This window comes from Micromonospora sp. CV4 (genome assembly GCF_003667455.1).
Lineage (GTDB): Bacteria > Actinomycetota > Actinomycetes > Mycobacteriales > Micromonosporaceae > Micromonospora.
Map to the genome: position 1 here is coordinate 1 of NZ_RCVI01000404.1, position 19,060 is coordinate 19,060.

General features: G+C 71.5%; 18 protein-coding genes. 4 read left to right on the forward strand and 14 right to left on the reverse strand.

The features are described from left to right. A partial coding sequence (locus EAD98_RS27515) for an ABC transporter ATP-binding protein (RefSeq protein ID WP_147457502.1) occupies positions 1-1,156 on the forward strand: 1,156 nt, incomplete at its 5' end. Then, the gene (locus EAD98_RS27520; protein ID WP_121656869.1) at positions 1,153-2,904 is read left to right on the forward strand and encodes an ABC transporter ATP-binding protein; all 1,752 of its coding nucleotides are present in this window, start codon (positions 1,153-1,155) and stop codon (positions 2,902-2,904) included. The genes EAD98_RS27515 and EAD98_RS27520, both read left to right, overlap by 4 nt. Positions 2,905-2,954: 50 nt before the next feature. Here the strand turns inward: EAD98_RS27520 and EAD98_RS27525 are convergent, their stop codons facing one another. From EAD98_RS27525 to EAD98_RS27545, 5 genes are read right to left on the reverse strand one after another with little or no spacing between them, the layout of a single operon-like run. Continuing rightward, positions 2,955-3,884, reverse strand: coding sequence for a carbohydrate ABC transporter permease (locus EAD98_RS27525; protein WP_121656870.1), 930 nt, complete (start codon positions 3,882-3,884; stop codon positions 2,955-2,957). Then, entirely contained in the window at positions 3,884-4,792 is a 909-nt protein-coding gene (locus EAD98_RS27530) for a carbohydrate ABC transporter permease (RefSeq protein ID WP_089019947.1), read from the reverse strand. The genes EAD98_RS27525 and EAD98_RS27530 overlap by 1 nt, the downstream gene beginning before the upstream one ends. Positions 4,793-4,808: 16 nt before the next feature. Continuing rightward, the gene (gene ngcE, locus EAD98_RS27535) at positions 4,809-6,260 is read right to left on the reverse strand and encodes an N-acetylglucosamine/diacetylchitobiose ABC transporter substrate-binding protein (RefSeq protein WP_121656871.1); all 1,452 of its coding nucleotides are present in this window, start codon (positions 6,258-6,260) and stop codon (positions 4,809-4,811) included. 26 nt (positions 6,261-6,286) lie between these two features. Next, positions 6,287-7,036: a sugar isomerase domain-containing protein gene (locus tag EAD98_RS27540; protein ID WP_121656872.1), complete on the reverse strand. Its 750-nt coding sequence runs from the start codon at positions 7,034-7,036 to the stop codon at positions 6,287-6,289. After that, positions 7,033-7,995, reverse strand: coding sequence for a MurR/RpiR family transcriptional regulator (locus tag EAD98_RS27545; protein WP_121656873.1), 963 nt, complete (start codon positions 7,993-7,995; stop codon positions 7,033-7,035). The genes EAD98_RS27540 and EAD98_RS27545 overlap by 4 nt, the downstream gene beginning before the upstream one ends. 206 nt (positions 7,996-8,201) lie before the next feature. On the opposite strand from EAD98_RS27545, the gene EAD98_RS27550 reads away from it, so the two are divergent. Then, entirely contained in the window at positions 8,202-9,191 is a 990-nt protein-coding gene (locus tag EAD98_RS27550) for an N-acetylglucosamine kinase (RefSeq protein WP_121656874.1), read from the forward strand. A gap of 186 nt (positions 9,192-9,377) precedes the next feature. Here the strand turns inward: EAD98_RS27550 and EAD98_RS27555 are convergent, their stop codons facing one another. From EAD98_RS27555 to ngcE (EAD98_RS27580), 6 genes are all read right to left on the reverse strand, one after another. Beyond that, positions 9,378-9,806, reverse strand: a complete 429-nt coding sequence (locus EAD98_RS27555) for an SRPBCC domain-containing protein (RefSeq protein WP_121656875.1) — start codon at positions 9,804-9,806, stop codon at positions 9,378-9,380. Next, entirely contained in the window at positions 9,799-10,119 is a 321-nt protein-coding gene (locus EAD98_RS27560) for a helix-turn-helix transcriptional regulator (protein ID WP_121656876.1), read from the reverse strand. The genes EAD98_RS27555 and EAD98_RS27560 overlap by 8 nt, the downstream gene beginning before the upstream one ends. Next, on the reverse strand, positions 10,112-10,489 hold the full coding sequence (locus tag EAD98_RS27565) for a glyoxalase superfamily protein (RefSeq protein ID WP_121656889.1): 378 nt from the start codon (positions 10,487-10,489) through the stop codon (positions 10,112-10,114). The genes EAD98_RS27560 and EAD98_RS27565 overlap by 8 nt, the downstream gene beginning before the upstream one ends. Positions 10,490-10,536: 47 nt before the next feature. Continuing rightward, a complete protein-coding gene (locus EAD98_RS27570) occupies positions 10,537-11,442 on the reverse strand; it encodes a carbohydrate ABC transporter permease (RefSeq protein WP_121656877.1) in 906 nt (301 codons plus the stop codon). Next, entirely contained in the window at positions 11,439-12,347 is a 909-nt protein-coding gene (locus EAD98_RS27575; RefSeq protein ID WP_121656878.1) for a carbohydrate ABC transporter permease, read from the reverse strand. The genes EAD98_RS27570 and EAD98_RS27575 overlap by 4 nt, the downstream gene beginning before the upstream one ends. 62 nt (positions 12,348-12,409) lie before the next feature. Then, positions 12,410-13,825, reverse strand: a complete 1,416-nt coding sequence (ngcE, locus tag EAD98_RS27580) for an N-acetylglucosamine/diacetylchitobiose ABC transporter substrate-binding protein (RefSeq protein ID WP_121656879.1) — start codon at positions 13,823-13,825, stop codon at positions 12,410-12,412. 203 nt (positions 13,826-14,028) lie between these two features. Here ngcE (EAD98_RS27580) and EAD98_RS27585 point away from each other — a divergent pair, with 203 nt between their 5' ends. Further along, complete coding sequence (locus tag EAD98_RS27585) at positions 14,029-15,426, forward strand: acyltransferase (protein ID WP_121656880.1); 1,398 nt, start codon at positions 14,029-14,031, stop codon at positions 15,424-15,426. Here the strand turns inward: EAD98_RS27585 and EAD98_RS27590 are convergent. The 3 genes from EAD98_RS27590 to EAD98_RS27600 all read right to left on the reverse strand — a co-directional run bounded on the left by EAD98_RS27590 (position 15,398) and on the right by EAD98_RS27600 (position 19,049). Next, positions 15,398-16,891, reverse strand: coding sequence for a CoA-acylating methylmalonate-semialdehyde dehydrogenase (locus EAD98_RS27590; protein WP_121656881.1), 1,494 nt, complete (start codon positions 16,889-16,891; stop codon positions 15,398-15,400). The two genes, EAD98_RS27585 and EAD98_RS27590, sit on opposite strands and share 29 nt — an antisense overlap. After that, positions 16,888-18,186: an aspartate aminotransferase family protein gene (locus tag EAD98_RS27595; RefSeq protein ID WP_121656882.1), complete on the reverse strand. Its 1,299-nt coding sequence runs from the start codon at positions 18,184-18,186 to the stop codon at positions 16,888-16,890. Before EAD98_RS27595 ends, EAD98_RS27590 begins: the two co-directional genes overlap by 4 nt. A 107-nt stretch (positions 18,187-18,293) precedes the next feature. Next, positions 18,294-19,049, reverse strand: coding sequence for a hypothetical protein (locus EAD98_RS27600; RefSeq protein WP_121656883.1), 756 nt, complete (start codon positions 19,047-19,049; stop codon positions 18,294-18,296). Positions 19,050-19,060 lie beyond the last annotated feature (11 nt).

The following is a 19,060-nucleotide window of genomic DNA, read 5'->3' on the forward strand; positions in this document are numbered from 1 at the left end:
GGGTGGGCGGGACCTGTTCGCCCGCCGGTACGCGGCCAGATCCCGCGACCTGCTCGCCGAGGGCTACCGGGTCGGCGCGGTCAACAGCTGGATCGACGCGGCGACGGTCGCCATCCCCGGCCTGTTCCTGGCGGCGGTGGTGTGGTTGACGGCCCGGATGGCGGTGACCGGTGACGTCACGATCGGTGAGCTGGTCGCCGTCTACGGCTACGTGGCGACCCTGATCGTGCCGGTGTGGTTCCTGCTCGAAGGCAGCCACCAACTGATCCGCGGGCGGGTCGCCGCCCGCCGGATCGTCGACCTGCTGAAGCTGAACCCGGACGACGTCGGCGGCCCGCGCAGCGCACCGGATCGCCAGGACGGCATTCCCGACCGGCGCCGCCCGGATGTCGTGGCCGCGCCGGAGCACCCCGCGGACCTGCACGACCCGGTGACCGGGCTGACCGTCCCCGTCGGCCGGCTGATCGGCGTGGCCGCCGACGAACCATCGGCGGCGCTGGCCCTGGCCGACCGGCTCGGCCGGTACGTGGCCAGCGAGTCCACCTGGGGCGGTGTGCCGCTGACCGGGATCGCCCTGGACGAGGTCCGCGCGCGCATCCTGGTCGCCGATCACGACTCGTACCTGTTCCCCGGCACGCTGCGGGACATCCTGCTCTCCCGGACGGACTCCGACGACGCCGACGGGCCGCGGGCCGACGACGACCGGATCACCGCGGCGCTGCGTGCCGCGTCGGCCGAGGACATCGTCGAGGCGCTGCCGGACGGGCTGGACACCGTGATCGACGCCCGCGCCCGTACGCTCTCGGGCGGCCAGCGCCAGCGGGTCCGCCTGGCCCGGGCCCTGCTCGCCGAGCCGGAGGTGCTGATCCTCGTCGACCCGACGTCGGCGGTGGACGCGCACACCGAGGCGCGGATCGCCGAACGGCTCCGTGTCGCGCGGGCCGGACGGACGACCGTCGTGCTCGCCACCTCGCCGCTGCTGCTGAGCCGGACCGATCTGGTCGCCCACCTGCGTACGGGCCGGATCGTCGCCACGGGCACCCACACCGACCTGCTCGATCAGGACCCCGGCTACCGGCACCTGGTGGCCCGGGACAGCGCCGATCCCGACCTCGATCGAGACGCCGACGCCGACGCCGAGGGGGCCTACCCGTGAGCCGACTGCCGGTGGCGGACCGCCGGACCGTGCGCCGGGCGCTGCGGGAACTGATCCGCCGGCACCGGCGGGCGGTCGGCGTCGTGCTGGCGCTGCACAGCGCCGCCGCGGTCGCGGGGCTCGCCCCGCCGTGGCTGCTGGGCACCATCGTCGACCGGGTCACCGCGGGCGCCGGTGTGGCCACCGTGGACCGGCTGGCGCTGGCGATCGGCGGATGCGTCCTGGTGAGCGCGTTGCTCTCCCGCTACGCGCAGTACGCCGGGCACCGGTTCGGGGAGCGGGCCGTCGCGGACCTGCGCGAGGAGTTCGTCAACCGCACGCTCGGGCTGCCCGTCTCGGTCGTCGAGCGGGCCGGTTCCGGGGACCTGGCCACCCGCAGTTCCGTCGACGTGGCGACGGTGGGCACCACGGTCCGGGACGTGGTGCCGACCATCGTCATCGCCTCGGTGCAGCTGGCGCTGCTGTTCGGGGCGGTCTTCCTGCTGCACCCGCTGCTCGGGCTGGCGGCGCTGGCCGGGCTGCCGTCGATCTGGGCGGTGACCCGCTGGTACCTGCGGCGGGCGAGTTCCGCGTACCTCGTGGAGGGTGCGGCGGCCGCGGAGCTGACCGAGACGCTGACCACCACCGCCGAGGGCGCCCGCACCGTCGAGGCGCTGGGGCTGGCCGACGACCGGATCCGGCACGGCACCACCCGCATCGCCCTGGTGTGGCGGGCCCGGCGGGCGACGCTCGCGCTGCGCACCGTGTTCTTCACCGTGGTGGAGGCCAGCTATCCGCTGCCGGTCGCCATGGTCCTTCTCGTCGGCGGGTATCTGCTCTCCGAGGAGATGGTGTCGCTCGGCGCGGTGGTCGCCGCCGCGCTCTACCTTCAGCAGGCGATCGACCCGCTGGACCGGCTGTTGCAGTGGACCGAGCAGGCGCAGCGCGGCTTCGCGTCGTTCGCCCGGGTGCTCGGCGTCGGCCTGGTCCCGCCGGAACCGCCCGGCACGGTGGCCACCTCACGGGGCGAGCGACTCGTCGTGCGCGAGGCGCGGTTCTCGTACGGCGGCGGGCGCGACGTGCTGCACGGCATCGACCTGGAGGTGCGGCCCGGTGAACGGCTGGCTGTCGTCGGCCCGTCGGGGGCCGGCAAGTCCACCCTGGCCCGGCTGCTGGCCGGGATCGACGCGCCGCGCCGCGGTGTCGTCAGCATCGGTGGTTGCCCGGTGACCGACCTCGACCCCGCCGAGCGTCGTCGCCGGATCGCCCTGGTCACCCAGGAACACCACGTCTTCATCGGCTCGCTACGCGACAACCTCGCGTTCGCCGCCCCGGACGCCTCCGACGGGCAGATGCTCTCCGCGCTGGTCACGGTGGGCGCCGACTGGTACCCCGACCTGCCCGACGGCCTGGACACCGTGCTCGGGGACGGCGCCCGGCAGCTCGGCGCCGCCGAGGCGCAGCAACTGGCGCTGGCCCGGTTGGTGCTCGCCGACCCGCACACGCTGATCCTGGACGAGGCGACCGCCGCGCTCGATCCGACGACCGCCCGGCGCACCGAGCGGGCCCTGGCCGCCGTGCTCGTCGGGCGGACCGTCATCGCCATCGCGCACCGGCTCAACACCGCGCACGACGCCGACCGGGTCGCCGTCCTGGCGGACGGCCGGATCACCGAGATCGGCAGCCACGACGACCTGGTGGCGGCCGGCGGGGCGTACGCCGCTCTGTGGCACTCCTGGCACGCCCACGCCGACGAGCGTCCACGATGAACCGAAGGGCACCGGGCGGACGCCCGGTGCCCTTCAATTAACCAACGGACCTACTTGACGGCGCCGGAGGTGAGGCCGGCCTGGATCTGACGCTGGAAGATCGCGTACACAATGATCATCGGGAGGATGGCGATGGTCAGCGCGGCGAACAGTCCGGACCAGTCCGCCTCGTAGCCGGCGTTGACCGAGATGTCCGCGATGCCCTGGGTGAGCACCCACTTGTCCTTCGCGTTGCTGAGCAGCACCAGGGGAAGTTGGTACTGCGCCCACTGACCGATGATGTTGAAGATCGCGACGCTGATCAGGCCCGGCTTCGCCATCGGCATCATGACCTGGAAGAACAGCCGGGTGTGCCCGCAGCCGTCGATCAACCCCGCCTCCGCCACCGACGACGGCAGCGTCTTGAAGAACGCGGCCAGGAAGAAGATCGTGAACGGCAGCGAGTACGCGATGTAGACCAGCACCACCCCGGTGTGGGTGTCCAGCAGGCCCAGGTTCTTCACCACGAAGAAGAGCGGCACCAGCGCCAGGAAGACCGGGAAGGCCAACCCGGACACGAAGAGATAGTAGATCGCCCGGTTGCCCCAGAACTTGTACCTGGCCAGCACGTACGCCGCCATCGAGCCCAGCAGCATCGTGCCGAAGGTGCTGCACCCGACCACGATGACGCTGTTGATGAAGTACCGGCCGACGCGTGCGGTCGTCCAGGCCCGGCCGAAGTTCTCCCAGCGCAGTTCCGCCGGGAGCGTCCACGGGCTGCTGAAGATCTCGGTGGTGTTCTTGAACGCGGCGAGGAAGGTCCAGAGGATCGGCACGATCACGATCACCGCCCACACGGCGAGCGCGATGTGCCCCAGGCCGGCGAAGAGCCGCGCCTCCGAGCGAGGGCCCTTCGGCCCCTGCTTACCGGGGGCGCCCGGGTCGCCGGTCTTCGGCGGTAGCGCCGCCGGCGTCGGCGGCAGCGTCGACTGCGGGTTCATCAGTACTCCACGCTTTCCCGCTTGGTGAGCCGCAGCGTCAGCGCCGCGAACGTGAGGGTCAGGAAGAAGAGCGCCACACCCATCGCGGAGGCGTAGCCGTATTTCGAGTAGACGAACGCGTTGCGGTAGATCTCCATGGCCAGCACGGTGGTGGCGCCGTCCGGGCCGCCGCCGTCCACGGAGAGCACCGCGACGATGGCGAACGCGTCGAACGCCGCGATGCCCAGGTAGACCCAGGCGACCTGGAGGGTGTCCCAGAGCAGCGGGAGGGTGACCCGGAAGAACAGGGTCACCTTGGTCGCCCCGTCCATCTCGGCGGCCTCGTAGATCTCACCCGGGATGGAGGCCATCCCGGCCGAGAAGAGCACCACGTAGAAGCCGACCGCCTGCCAGACCAGCACCGCGATGATCGACCAGAGGGCCAGGTTCGGCCGGATCAGGAAGAGCACCGGATCGAAACCGAGCTTCATCAGCACGCCGTTGATCAGGCCGGACTCGTTGGGCCGGTAGACCATCTGGAACAGCACCGCGATGATGGCCACCGCCAGGACCTGGGGGAAGAAGAACACCACCCGGTAGAACTTCGCCCCCCAGACCCCCTGGCGTTGCCCGCCGCTGCTCTTGCCGCCCACGTTGAGCAGGAACGAAAAGAACAGGGCGATGGCGATGGTGATCAGCGGCAGGGCAAGCAGCAGTACGCCGTGGTGCTGGACCGCCTTCCAGAAGCTGCCGTCGTCGAGCAGCCTCCGGTAGTTGTCGAAGCCCACCCACTGCGGGGCCGACAGCCCCCGCCAGTTGGTCATCGAGATCTGGAACGCCTGCGCGTACGGCGCGATGACGAAGACCACGTACAGCGTGACCGGGGCGAACAGGAACCCGATCACGAACGGATACTTGCCGTGCCGCATGACCCCTACGCTCCGATCAGCGCTTGAACTTGGTGACGGAGGAATCCTTCTTGATCGCGTCGGCGCGCTTCTGGATCCGCTCCACGAACGCGTCCGCCTTGATCCGGCCGAACATCAGCTCGTTGGTGGCGGTACGCGCCTCCGTGTCGAGCTCCTTGTACCAGTTGTCGAAGAGCATGTTGAACACGTCCTGGCCGGCTGCCTTCAACGCGGCCTGGGCGCTGGCCACACCCGGCGGGAACTGGAAGCCCTCGCTGCCGGCCGGCACGACCGTAGCCGCACCGACGGTCTCGGTGAAGCCCCGGGCGCCCGCCTTCGACAGCATCTGGCGCATGTACTCCATGCCACCACGCGGGTTCTTGCTCTTGGACGAGACGAAGTATCCCTCGCCACCGGCCGCCCGGATAGCGGTCGCCGGCAGCTTGTCCGACGCGGTGAGGCTCGGCACCGGCATGAGCTGGTAGGTGAAGCCCGCCGGCGTGTCCTTCTTCTGCTCGTTCTCCAGCCAGTCACCGGACGGGTAGAAGGCGACCTTGCCCTGGTTCTGCCGCAGCTGCACGTCGGTGTGCTTGAGCCCCTCGAAGCTCTTGTCCGAGTACTTCGCGCCGATCTCGGCCCACGCCTCGGCAGCCTGCTTGACGGCGTCCTGCTTCCAGGCGCCGTCCTCCAGGTTGTCGATGTTCTTCAGGACGTCGGTCCCGCCGATCTTCGCGGCCTGGGTGAGGATCACGTTCCACTGGTAGTAGGCCGCGTTCGCCCCGGCGTAGCCGTACGGGGTGATGCCCTTGGCCTTGATCTGCTCGCAGAGCGCCTTGAACTGCTCCCAGTTGGTGGGCGCGGTCCACCCGTTGTCCTTGAAGAGCTTGCCGGAGTACCAGATCCCGTAGACCGTCGAGACGTAGTACAGGACGAACGGCTTGCGCCCCCCGTCGGCGGTGTTGAACATGCCCTGCTCGACAACGCCCGGGATGACGGTGTCGCGGACCTTCTTGCTCGCGTCGTCGACCGACGGCGCGTCCCACAGCTCGGTGAGGTCCTGCAGCTGGCCGTCGTTGACGAGCGCGCCGAAGTCGAGGAACTTCTCGCCGGAGTTGTTGACGAACTCCGGCGGGTTGCCGCCGGCGAAGCGCGGCTGGAGCACCGTGGAGACCGCCTGGGTCGCCTGGTGCTTGACCTCGGACTTCGGGAACGCCTTCTTGTAGAGCGGCTCGTGCACGTCGGTGGCGTACTTCTCGCCGTAGCCGCCGTTGAAGATGATCACCTCGATCGGGGCGTCCTCCTTGACGCCCAGCGGGTTGGTCGCGCTCTTGGTGCCGCCGGCGACCTGCTCGTTGTCCTTGTCGTCGCCGCTGGTGGCGCAGGCGCTGAGCAGGCCGATGGCCGGAGTGGCGAGCATGCCCACGGCGGCGGCGCGGCGCAGCACCGTACGGCGGTCGAGTTCGACCGGGTGCTCGGGGGTAATCGACATCGTCGTCTCTCCTTGTGGAATTCGGGTCAGGCGGTGCGCCGGAGACGCCCGGCGTACCGCGACTCGAGGGCGATGTTGTGCTCGTCCCCGCCGGGGACGTTGGCCGAGAGGTAGATAGGGGGCACCTCTCCGGCCTGGTGGAACCGTCGTACGACCTCCGCCGTCAGCAGCTGCGCCAGCAGCGCAGTGGTGACCGAGGAGACCGCACAGACCGCGCCGCCGCCCTCGAGCGGCAGCAGTGCATCGCCGTACGGCGCGCCATTGTCCAGCACGACGTCGGCGAGGTCGGCGAGCCGTCGACCGGACGGGTGCCGCGGCGCCACCCGTGCGGTGTGCTCGACCGAGGTGACCGCGATCAACGGATGACCGCGCTCGGTGACCAGCGCCGCCAGCTCGACCACCGAGCCGTTGATGCCGGATTGGGATGCCACCACGAACACGTCCCGCGGCTGGGGCGCCGCGAGCGCGTAGATCTGGTGGGCGATGGAGGGGTCGCGTTCGAGCTTGGGGTCGGCGAGCACGTCCGGCGGGGCGTCGCCGTGCACCACCAGGTCACGCACCGAGAGCCGGTTGGTGGGGACCAGGCCGCCGGCCCGGGCGACCAGTTCGGCGGCGAACGCCTCGGAGTGCCCGGCGCCGAACGCCTGGAGCACACCGCCGGCACGCAGGCTGTCGGCGATCAGGTCGGCGGCCCGGGTGATGCCGTCGGCCTCGGTGTCGAGCAGCCGGTCGAGCACCGGGCGGACCGCGTCCGCGTACCCCTGGGCGCTGATCATGCGAGGGCCCCCTTCGCGGCCTTGTGCCCGTCGACGGCCTGGGCGGTACGCCGGAAGGCCGCGTGCGCGCGGTCGTGGGTGCGCTGGGCCACGGCGATGTAGAGCAGGTCGAGCACCACCAGCTGGGGGTGGCGGGCGGAGAGCGCGTCCGGCCGGAAGGTGGTCGCCTGGCTGGCGGTGAGCAGCACGATGTCGGCCAGCTCCGCCAGGGGTGAGCGGGGGAAGCCGGTGAGGGCGATCGTGGTGGCGCCTCGACTGCCCGCCTCGGCGAGCATCTCGATCGTCTCCCGGGTCTGGCCGGTGTGCGAGATGCCCAGCGCCACGTCTCCCGCGCGCAGCAGCGCGGCGCTGGCCAACCCCTCGTGCACGTCGTTCCAGGCCCACGCGGCCACCCCGATGCGGTGCAGGCTGAACTGCATCTCCTCGCCGACCAGCGCGCTGCCGCTGGCGCCGAAGATGTTCACCCTGCTGGCGCCGGCGATCGCCACCGCGGCCCGCTCCACCTCGGCGAGGTCGAGCAGCGCGGCGGTGTCGTGCATGGCGCGGGTGTCGGCGGCCATGATCTGGTTGAGCACCCGGACCAGCGGGTCACTCGGCTGGATCTCCCGACCGATGTCGATGGTCCAGCCGGCCGAACGGGCGCGACCGGTCTCGGCGGCGATGCCGAGCCGCAGGTCGGCGTAGCCCTCGAAGCCCATCGCGCGGCAGAACCGGGTGATCGTCGCCGGTGACGTGCCGCTGCGTTCGGCGAGTTCCACTATGGTGGACCGGGCGGCCGCCTCCGGGTCGCTCAGCACGTGCTCGGCGACCCGGCGCAGCGCGCCGGTCAGCTCACCGAGCCCGTTGCGGACGCGGGCCAGCACGCCGTCGGAGGCGGACCCGAGCGCCCCGCGCCGGTTGAACGCGTCGGCGTCGACCACCGCGGTCCCCGCGGAGGTGTCCACCTCGTGATCAACCATGCGACGCCTACCCTTTCCGAAAAGACTGTTAACTGTTAGTGGTAAAAGTTCTTACTGAACGCCCCTCCGTGTCAAGACTGTGGGCGAAGTTTTCAAACTGTTACCTGGCGCACAAGCCGCCGCGCCGGCCAGATCTTGCCCCGCGCGACGGTGCCGACCAGCATGAACAGGGCCCGTCGCCGCGCGAGCGCAAGGAGGCCGTGCCGATGTCCGACGCCCTCGTGATCGGTCTCGACGTCGGCGGTACGTCCACCCGGGCGACCACCCTGACCCTCACCGGCGAGCGCCTGGGCACCGGCCGAGCCGGCGGCGGCAACCCCACCAGCCACGGCGCCGAACGGGCCGCCACAGAGCTGCTGAGGGCCCTGCGCGGTGCGCTCACCGACGTCGACCCGACCCGGGTGGCGGCCGGCACCATCGGGCTGGCCGGTGCGGCCCGACTGCTCGCCGACCCCGCCGGCCGGGCCGCCTTCGACCGGGCCTGGCAGGACGCCGGACTGCGCTGCCCGTACGCCGTGCACGGCGACGCCCTGGTGGCCTACGCCTCCGGCACCGCCGCCCCGGACGGCACGGTGCTCATCGCCGGCACCGGGGCGATCACCGCACAGGTCCGCGACCTACGGCTCGACCGGGTCGCCGACGGGCACGGCTGGCTGCTCGGCGACGCCGGGTCCGGGTACTGGCTGGGCCGCGAGTCGGTCCGCCGGCTGCTCGCCGACCTGGACACCGGCCGCACCCCCGGCGCGCTGACCACGGCGGTGCTCACCGAACTGATGGGCAGCGCCGAGATCGCCGCCCGCCCACGGGACACTGTGGACGCCACGATCCAGGCGGTGACCCGCCGACCCCCGATCGAGCTGGCCCGGCTGGCCCCGCTGGTCGTCACCGCCGCCGCCGACGGCGAACCGGTCGCCACCGCGCTGGTCGCCGAGGCGGCCGCTCACCTGGTCGACAGCGTGGGCCGGATCCGCCCGGCCGGAGCGGTGACACCGGTCGTGCTCGGCGGCGGTCTGCTCACCGGGGAGACCCCGCTGGCCGCCGCCGTCCGATCCGAGGTCGGCCGGCACTGGCCGGACGCCCCGCTGCGCACCGCCGGCGACGGGGCCGCCGCCGCGGCCTGGCTCGCCGCCCGCGAGTTACCCGAGGTCACCGACCCGACGGCCCTGCACGCCCGCCTCTTCCCCACCACCTCCTGACCCGCCGCCGACGCCTCCCCGCTGCGCCGCCGAGCCCACGCCGCGCGGGGCCGCACCGGACGCCGCACGCCCGCGCGCCAAGATCCGCACAACATCGCCGAAGTTGCTGCCTCCCGGGAGCGGAAGACCCCAACATCCCCGATGTTGTGCGGATCTTGGGGCGCATCGGCGCGGAGGTGCGGTGGGCTAGGGCGGGGGCGCGTCGAGGACCTTGGTCAGGCGGCGCCAGACGTGCGAGCGCCAGCCGCCGTCGAGCAGGGCGTACGTGCGCTGTTGGAGCGGGTCGTCCGGGTCGAAGCCGGAGTGTTCGAGGAAGAGCCGGGTGCCCCGGCCCTCGGGGAGGAGGGTCCAGGTCACCACCGTGTCCAGCGATCCCCCGCGCCAGGACCAGCGCAGCAGGCGCTGGGGGTCGAGGTCGAGCACCTCGCAGCGCACGATGCCGTCGAACCCGGGGCGCGGGTCGGTGCGGAACGTGAACCGGTGGCCGACGACGGGCACGAAGTCGGTCTGCATCAGCCAGCGGGCGATGAGATCAGGATCGGTCAGCGCCCGCCAGACCTTTGCTGGTGGATGGGGCAGGAACTGATCCACCCGGATGGTGCCGCGCTCACTCATCGTCGAGCTCGTCCAGCACGTCGCGCAGCGCACCGAGGCGACCGCGCCAGTACGCCTCGTACGGGCTGAGCCAGTCGGCGACCTCGCGTAGTGGCTCCGGCCGCAGTGCGTACAGCCGTTGCCGGCCGACTGGCCGCTCGGTCACGAGGCCGGCTTCCTTGAGCACCTTGAGGTGCTCGGACAGGCTCGGCCGACGCATGTCGAAGTGGTCCGCGAGCCGCTGCACCGGCTGCTGGCCGCCGTCGCGCAGCAGCCGCAGCAGCTCCCGGCGGGTCGGGTTGGCGAGCGCCGCGAAGACGTCCGACTCAGACACGGGTCGCCTGCAGGACGATGCCGTTGCCGTCCGGGTCGTCGAAGGTGGCGTACCGGCCCCAGGGGGCGGACCGGACGCCTCCGTCGGCGAAGTCCACCCCCCGCTCCCGGAGCCGGGCGACGTCCGCGTCCAGGTCGTCGGTCTCCAGCACCAGGCCCTTGAGCGACCCGGGCGCCATGGTCGGGAACCAGGTGACCAGGGTCAGGGCGGTGGCGGCACCCGGCGGCGCGACCTGTACCCAGCGCCCGCCGTCGGGGCCCATCGGGTTGTCCCAGATCAGGTCGAACCCGAGCACGTCGACGTAGAAGTCCCGGGCCCGGTCCTGGTCGGCGACGGGCACGGAGAGCAGTTGCACGTGGGTCACGGTCATGCCGACCACAATAGGTAGGAGTTTTCCTACCGGTCAAGCGGCGGCCCCTACTTGAGCTGGCCCGCGGTCAGCCCGGTCTGCACCTGTCGCTGGAAGCCCACGTACACGGCGAGCACCGGCAGCACGGCGATGCTCAGCCCGGCGAAGAGCCGGGCGTAGTCGCCGGCGTAGCCCTGACTGACCGACAGGGCGAACAGCCCCTGGGCGAGCACCCACTTGGACTCGTCGCCCTGCATCAACACCTGGGGTAACAGGAACTGGTTCCAGTGGCTGAGGAAGTTGAAGAGCGCCACACTGATCAGTCCCGGACGCGCCATCGGCAGCATCACCCGGAAGAACAGCCGGAAGTGACCGCAGCCGTCGACCATCGCGGCCTCGGCCACCGAGGTCGGCAGCGTCCGGAAGAACGCGGTCAGGAAGAACACCGTGAACGGCAGCGAGTAGGCCGCGTACACCAGGATCAGGCCAGTCCAGGTGCCGAAGAGGCCGGCGTTGCGGACCACGAAGAAGAGCGGCACCAGGGCGAGGAACACCGGGAACATCAGCCCGCCCACGAAGAGGTAGTAGACGAACTGCCGGCCACGGAACTCGTACCGGGCGAAGACGTACGCGGCGGTGGCGCCCATCAGCATGGTGAGGCTGACCGAGCCGGCCACCACCACCAGGCTGTTGAGGAAGTACCGGCCGATGTGCGCGCCGGTCCAGGCCCGCGCCCAGTTGTCCCAGTGCAGCGCCCCGGGCAGCCCCCACGGGTCGGCCAGGATCTCGCCGTTGGTCTTGAACGAGCTGATGAACATCCACAGCAGCGGCAGAACGGTGAGCAGGCCCCAGATCAGCAGGAACCCGTGCGAGAAGACGTTGGCCACGCCGAGTTCGCGGCGGATCGGGCGGTCCCGGCCGGCGGCGGACGTCGGAGCGGTGGCGGTGGTGGTGGGCTTGTCCAGTGTGGTCACGAGTACTCGATCCGATCGCGCCGGCCGACCCGCAGCGACAGCGCCGCCACCGAGAGGGTCAGGAAGAACATCACCACGCCGATGGCCGAGGCGTAGCCGAACTTGGTCTCGCTGCCGAAGGCGGTGTCGTACATCCGTACGCCGATCACGTCGGTGGAGAAGTTCGGCCCGCCGTTGGTCATCAGCTGCACGAGGATGAACCCGTCCAGGGCGAAGATGGCCAGGTAGACCCAGGCGACCTGGACGGTGTCCCAGAGCAGCGGCAGCGTGACCCGGCGCAGCGTGGTGAACCGGGACGCGCCGTCGAGCAGCACCGCCTCGTAGATCTCCTTGGGAACGGCCGACATGGCCGCGCCGAACAGCACCACGTAGAAACCGACGTTGCTCCAGACCATCACGGCCAGCACGCACCAGAAGGCGGTCGCCGGGTCGCCGAGCCAGGTCGGCGCGGGGAGGCCGACGGCGTGCAGCCCACTGGTGAGCAGCCCCTGGTTGGGGTGGTAGACCTCCTTCCAGAGCAGCGCGATGATCACCACGGAGAGCACCTGCGGGAAGAAGTACACCGTGCGGTAGAGCGCACCGCCGCGTACCCCGGTCACCCCGGCGCGGCCCTTACGCCCACCCATGGCGAGCATGGTGGCGAAGAAGAGCCCGAGCACGATGGTCAGCACCGGCACCAGCGCCAGCAGGATCGCGTTGTTCTGCAACGCGTTCCAGACGTACCCGTCGTTCCACAGGGTCTTGAAGTTCGCCAGGCCGACCGAGTTGGCGTCGGCTGAGTAGCCGAGCCAGTCGGTGGTGGAGATCTGAAACGCCTGGAGGTACGGCGACACGACGAAGACGACGTACAGCAGCACCGGCGGCACCAGGAAGGTGACGATCAGCGGCCACTTGCCATGTCTCACGATGAGGACCTACTTCCCGTGGTGCGGCCGGTGGGGGCCGTCCGCCCCCACCGGCCGGGGCGTCACGCTGCCCGCTTGAACTTCTTGATCGAGCTGTCCTGGGCGATCGAGTCGGCGCCCTTCTGGCACTGGTCGAGGAAGTCCGCCGGGCCGATCCGGCCGCTGAAGAACTCGCCGCACGCGGCGTCGACGAGGTTGCGCTCCAGCTTGCGGTAGAAGTTGTTGTAGACCCAGTTGAAGCCGTTGGCGCCGGACGCGTCCAGTGCCTTGACCACGGTGCTCAGCCCGTACGGCAGCTCGACGCCCTCGGTGGCGCCGGCCACCACGGTGAGGCTGGCGACCTTCTTCGTGAAGTCCTGGGCGCCCTTCTTGGACAGCATGGTCCGGAAGTACTCCAGGCCGCCGGCGACGTTGCGGGCCTTGGCCGGCACCATGAACGGCTCGCCGGCGGTGCCCCGGATCGCCTCGAACGGCAGCTTGTCGCCGCTGCCCAGGCTCGGCGTCGGCGCGATGGTCATGTTGAAGCCGGCCGGGGTGACGTCCTTCTGCTCGCTCTCCAGCCAGGAGCCGCAGGAGATGAACGCGGCCTTGCCCTGGCACCAGGCCGTCTGCGACTGCTTGTGGTCGAGGCCGGGCGAGCCCTCCAGGATGTACTTGTCCTTGACGATCTGGTGCCAGGCGTCGGCTGCGGCCTTCATCGCGTCTGACTTCCAGGCGTTCGGCTCCAGGTTGTCGAGGGCGGTGGCCACCGACGGGCCGCCGAACTTGATCGCGGTGGAGATCAGCGGCCAGCTCATGTAGCGCGGGTGGATGCCGGCGTACGTCCAGGGAGCGATGCCGGCGGCCTTGATCTGCTTGCAGAGCGCGATGTGGTCGTCCCAGGTCTTGGCGTACTCCCACTTGCGATCCGTGAACAGCTTGCTGGAGTGCCAGATGCCGTACGCGGTGTAGGTGTAGTTCATCACCAGGAACTTGCCGTCGTACGAGCCGATCTCGACCGCGCCGGGCAGCAGGGTGTCCTTGACCGTCTTGCCGGGGACGTCGAGGCTCGGGGCGGCGAGCAGCTCGCCGAGGTCGGCGAGGGCGTTCTGGCTGACCAGGCCGTTGAAGTCGATCTGGCCGGTGCCGGAGTTGTTGACCACGTCCGGCGGGGTGCCGTCGACGAAGCGCGGCTGAAGGGTCTTGCTGATCTCCTGGGTGACGGAGTGCTTGATCGTCGCCTTCGGGTACCGCTCGGTGTACATGGTCTCGTGGGCCTTGGCGTAGTCGTCGCCGAACCCACCGCCGAAGATCACCACCTCGAGCGGAGCGTCCTCCTTCACGCCGAGCGGGTTCTGCTCGCTCTTGGTGCCCTTGTAGGCGTTGGCGTCGCTCTTGTCGTCGCCGCCGCCGGTGGCGCAGCCCGTCAGCAGGCCGGCGGCGGGGGTGGCCAGCAGGCCGGCGGCGGCGCTGCGCCGCAGGATGTCACGCCTGTTCATGATGTCTCCTCGGGTCGGGTCGGGCGGGCGCCGGTGATGGGGGTGGCGTCCGTCGCATCGAGGCGCTGGGGGGGATGTGTTGCTTGTCTTCATTTGACACGAAGTCGTTGAAGAATTTCTACGGCAGCGACGCCCGGACTTCAACCCCCGGCAGCCGAACCGTTATCACCACCGGCCAACACCGGGTCGCATACCCTGAGGCGATGCACCGCCTGCGCCAGCTCGCGGAGCGCACCCCGCCCAGCCGGGAGCGGTACATCGACCTGCTCCGCGCCCTGGCCATCACCATGGTCATCCTCGGACACTGGGGCGTCACGGTGATCGGACGGGACGCCTCCGGCCGGCCCACCGGGCACTCCGCGCTCGGCGACCTGCCCTGGGCGTACCCGCTGACCTGGGTGGCCCAGGTGATGCCGGTCTTCTTCCTCGTCGGCGGCTACGCCAACGCGGCCTCGCTGACCCGGCTGCGGGCCCGCGACGGCGACGCCGCCGGCTGGCTGCTCGACCGCAGCGCCCGGCTGGTGCGCCCCACCAGCGTGCTGGTGCTGGTGCTCTGCGCCGCGGCGGCGGTGGCCCGGCTGCTCGACGCCGACCCGACCCGGATCCGCGAGGTGGTCTGGTTCGCCACCATCCCGCTCTGGTTCCTGGTCGCCTACCTGGCGGTGGTCGCGCTCACCCCACCGATGTACGCGCTGCACCGCCGCTTCGGCCTCGCCGTCCCGCTGGTGCTCGTCGCCCTGGTCGGCGTCGGCGACCTGGCCCGGCTGACCGGGCGGGAAGAGCTGGCGTACGGCAACTACCTGTTCGGCTGGCTGGCCGTGCACCAGCTCGGCTTCGCCTGGCACGACGCCCGCGCCGCCCCGCCCGGCGTGGCCGGAGTCGCCGGGCCGTCGGCGCCCGACCATCCGGGGGTACGCCGACGCCGGCTGCCCACCTCCCGCCGGGCCGGCGTGGTGTTCCTGGCCGGCGGGCTGGCCGCGCTGCTCCTGCTCACCGTGCTCGGCCCCTGGCCGGTGTCCATGCTGCACGTGCCCGGCGAGCGGCTGGACAACGCCGCGCCGCCCAGCCTCGCGCTGCTGGCCGTCGCCGCCACCCAGCTCGGCCTGATCCTGCTGCTACGCGGCCCGGCGGAGCGCCTGCTGCGCCGCACCGGCCCATGGCAGCTCGTGATCGGGGTAAACCTGGTGGTGCTGACCGTCTTCCTCTGGCACCTGAGCGCCGCCGTCCTGCTGGTCGGCCTGCTCGACGCGACCGGGACGCTGCCCACCCCGGCGGTCGGCTCGGCGGCCTGGTGGGCGTGGCGGCTGCCCTGGCTGCTGCTGCTCGCGGTGGTCCTGGCGATCCTGGTCGCCATCTTCGAGCCGGTGGAGGCCCGCAGCAGCCGGTACCGCACCGCGCGCCGGGCCGGCGGCGGCACCACGACCCGGACGGCGCTGACCGTGGCCGGCTACGCCGCCGTGGTGGCCGCGCTGCTGATCAACAGCGCGACCCCGGCGCGAACCCCGGAACCGCTCGGCACGCCCGTCCCGGCGCTGCTGGCGTACCTGGCCGGGGCGGGCGTGCTGCGGCTGCTCAGGTCTGGGTGGGGAACCCGAGGTTGACGCCGCCGTGGCGCGGGTCCAGCCACCGGCTGGTGACCACCTTGCCCCGGGTGAAGAACCGCACCCCGTCCTCGCCGTGCGCGTGCAGGTCGCCGAAGAGCGAGGACTTCCAGCCGCCGAACGAGTGGTACGCCATCGGCACCGGGATCGGCACGTTGATCCCGACCATGCCCACCTCCACCTCGTGCTGGTAGCGCCGGGCCGCACCGCCGTCGTTGGTGAAGATCGCCGTGCCGTTGCCGTACGGGCTGGCGTTGACCAGCTCCACCGCCTCGTCGTACGAGCCGACCCGCACGACGCTCAGCACCGGCCCGAAGATCTCGTCCGTGTAGATCGACATCTGCGGGGTCACCCGGTCGAACAGCGTCGGGCCCAGCCAGAAGCCGTCCGGGTCGCCGTCCGGCGTCACGTCCCGCCCGTCCACCACGGGCACCGCGCCGGCGGCCACCCCGGCGTCCACGTAGGCGCGCACCTTCGCGGCGTGCGCGGCGGTGACCAGCGGGCCCATGTCGCAGCCGCGCCGGCCGTCGCCGGTACGCAGGCCGGCCAGCCGCGCGGCGATCCGCTCGACCAGCGCGTCCGCCACCGGCTCCACCGCCACCAGCACCGAGATGGCCATGCACCGCTCCCCCGCCGACCCGAACCCGGCGTTGACGGCCGCGTCGGCGGCCAGGTCCAGGTCGGCGTCGGGGAGCACCACCATGTGGTTCTTCGCCCCGCCGAGCGCCTGCACCCGCTTGCCGGCGGCGGTGCCGCGCTGGTAGACGTACCGGGCGATCGGGGTGGAGCCGACGAACGACACCGACCGCACCTCCGGGTGGTCCAGCAGCGCGTCGACCGCCTCCTTGTCGCCGTTGACCACGTTCAGCACCCCGTCGGGCAGGCCCGCCTCGGCGAACCACTCGGCCAGCAGCAGCGCCGCGCTCGGGTCCTTCTCACTCGGCTTGAGCACCACCGCGTTGCCGCACGCCACCGCGACCGGCACGAACCACAGCGGCACCATCACCGGGAAGTTGAACGGGGAGATCACCGCGACCACCCCGAGCGGCTGCCGGATCGTGTACGAGTCGACCTCGGTGGAGACGTTCTCGCTGAACGCGCCGCGCAGCGCCGAGGGCAGGCCGCAGGCGTACTCGATCACCTCCAGGCCGCGCTGCACCTCCCCGGCGGCGTCGGCGAGCACCTTGCCGTGCTCGGCGGTGATCACCTCGGCGAGTCGGTCCCGGCGCGCGTGCACCAGCTCCCGGAACGCGAACAGCACCGCCGACCGCTTCGCCAGCGACGCGTCCCGCCACGACCGGGCGGCGAGCACGGCGGCCCGCACCGCGACGTCGACGTCCGCGGTCGAGGCCAGCTCCACCTCGGCGGTACGCCGACCGGTCGCCGGGTCGAACACGTCGCCCCGGCGCTCGGACGTGCCGCCGACCCGCTTGCCGTCGATGAAGTGCCCGATCCGGGTGCTCACGCCGCCACCTCCGCCGCCGAGCGGATCGCGTCGACAAGGATCGCCAGGCCCTCGCGGGCCTCCTCCTCGGTCAGCGTCAACGGTGGACCCATCCGCAGCACGTTGCCGTACAGGCCGCCCTTGCCCGCGAGCAGCCCGCCGTCGCGGCACGCCTCGAAGACCCGGTTCGTCAGCGCCGGATCGGGCTCGCTGGTGCCCGGCCGGACGAACTCGACGCCGAGCATCAGCCCCTTCCCGCGTACCTCCGCGACGCAGTCGAGACCGCCCACGGCGGACCGCAGGCCGTCGGCGAGGATCGCGCCGACCCGGGCCGCGTTCGCCTGGAGGTCGTGTGCGATCAGGTAGTCCAGCACCGCGTTGCCGGCCGCCGTGGAGATGGGGTTGCCGCCGAACGTGGAGAAGCTGATGGCCGGCACCGACTCCAGCACCTCGGCCCGGCCGACCACCCCGGCGAGGGCGAACCCGTTGCCGATGCCCTTGGCGAAGGTGAGCAGGTCCGGGGTGACGCCGTGCGCCTGGTAGCCCCAGAAGTGCTCCCCCGTACGCCCCCAGCCGGTCTGCACCTCGTCGGCGATGAACAGGATGCTGTGCTCGTCGAGGACCTTCTTCCAGCCCGCGAAAAGCCCGTCCGGCGGGTGCACGAAACCACCGACGCCCTGGATCGGCTCGGCGATCAACGCCGCCACGTCGCCGGCGGTCTGGGTGGCCAGCACCTCGCGCAGGTCGTCCACCGCCGCGTCGACCTGCTCCTCGGCGCTCAGCCGGGCCAGCAGACCACGCACCCGGTCGCCGGAGTGCAGCCAGGCCACCTGGAGGGGGTTGAGGCCGCTGGCCGACCAGTTGCGGTTGCCGGTGACGCCCATCGCCGCGTACGACCGGCCGTGGTAGCTGTTGCGCACGGCCAGGATCTGGTGCGAGCGGCGGTGGTTGGTGGCGACCAGCAGGGCGGCCTCGTTCGCCTCGGTGCCGGAGTTGGTGAAGAACACCCGCGCGTCCGGGATGCCGGAGCGCTGCGCGATCTTCTCGGCCAGCTCCACCTGCTGGCGGATCAGGTAGAGCGTCGAGGTGTGCGCGATGCCGGTGGCGAGCTGACGCTCGACCGCCTCCCGGATCTCCGGAATGTCGTAGCCGATCATGTTGGTCAGCACGCCGCCGAAGAAGTCCACGTAGCTGCGGCCCTGGGCGTCGGTGACCCGGCGGCCCGAGCCGGAGACCAGCTCGATCGGCTCGGCGTAGTACAGCGGCATCCAGGACGGGAGCACGGCCCGGTGCCGGGCCAGCAGGTCGTCGGTCATCGTGGCAACCCTTCAGCGGCGTTCGTGGATACCGCACGCTCCCACCGGCGGCCGGTGTGGACAACTGCCACTGTGTAGCGCAGCGCGCACCCGTCCCTGACAGTGCGTCAGCCGGCCGCGGTGGCGCTCTTGCGGCTACGGATCACGTCGACCCGCGTGGCCGCGTGCAGCGCCCCGGCCACCAGTGCGAAGGCCACCCAGCCGGCGGCCAGGGCGGCGACCGGCGGGCCGTCCTGCCACCGGTGGTACGCCGCCAGGAAAGCGACCAGCGCCAGGCTGTTGCGGGCGAAGTGCCGGGTGAACGCCACCAGGTCGCGGCGGCTCTCCACGGCCACCAGCACCCCGGAGTACGGAAACGTCACCACCATCGCGCGCAGCAGCTCGCCGAGCAGCCCGGTGAGCGTCGCGCCGAGCAGGATCACCAGCAGCTTGACCGGCGCCGGCAGTCGTCGCCCCGAATGCGCCCCGGTGACGGGCGCGGCGGGCTCGGGAGCGGGGTGGCGTCGGCGCAGCAGCAGCATCGCCAGCGCCCAGAGCGCGACGGTGCCCACCAACGCCGGCGCGAACGGCACCGGCACGGCGAGCAGGCCCGCACTGAACGCCACGTACCCGGCGATCCCGGCGGCGTCGGCGAGCAGGATCGGCCAGCACAGCCGATGGTGGGTGACCGCCACGACGACGAAGAACAGGTTGAGGCCGAGCACCCCGAGCAGTTGCGCGCCCTCCACCCGGTGCCCGGTGCTCACCAGGGCCAGCGACATCGGCAGCGGGAGACTGTAGACGAACGCCCGCAGGCGCACCGACCGGATCAGGCTCACCGCCCACACCACCGCCGTCACCAGCAGCACAGCGCTCACGGTCATCGGCGGGCCCG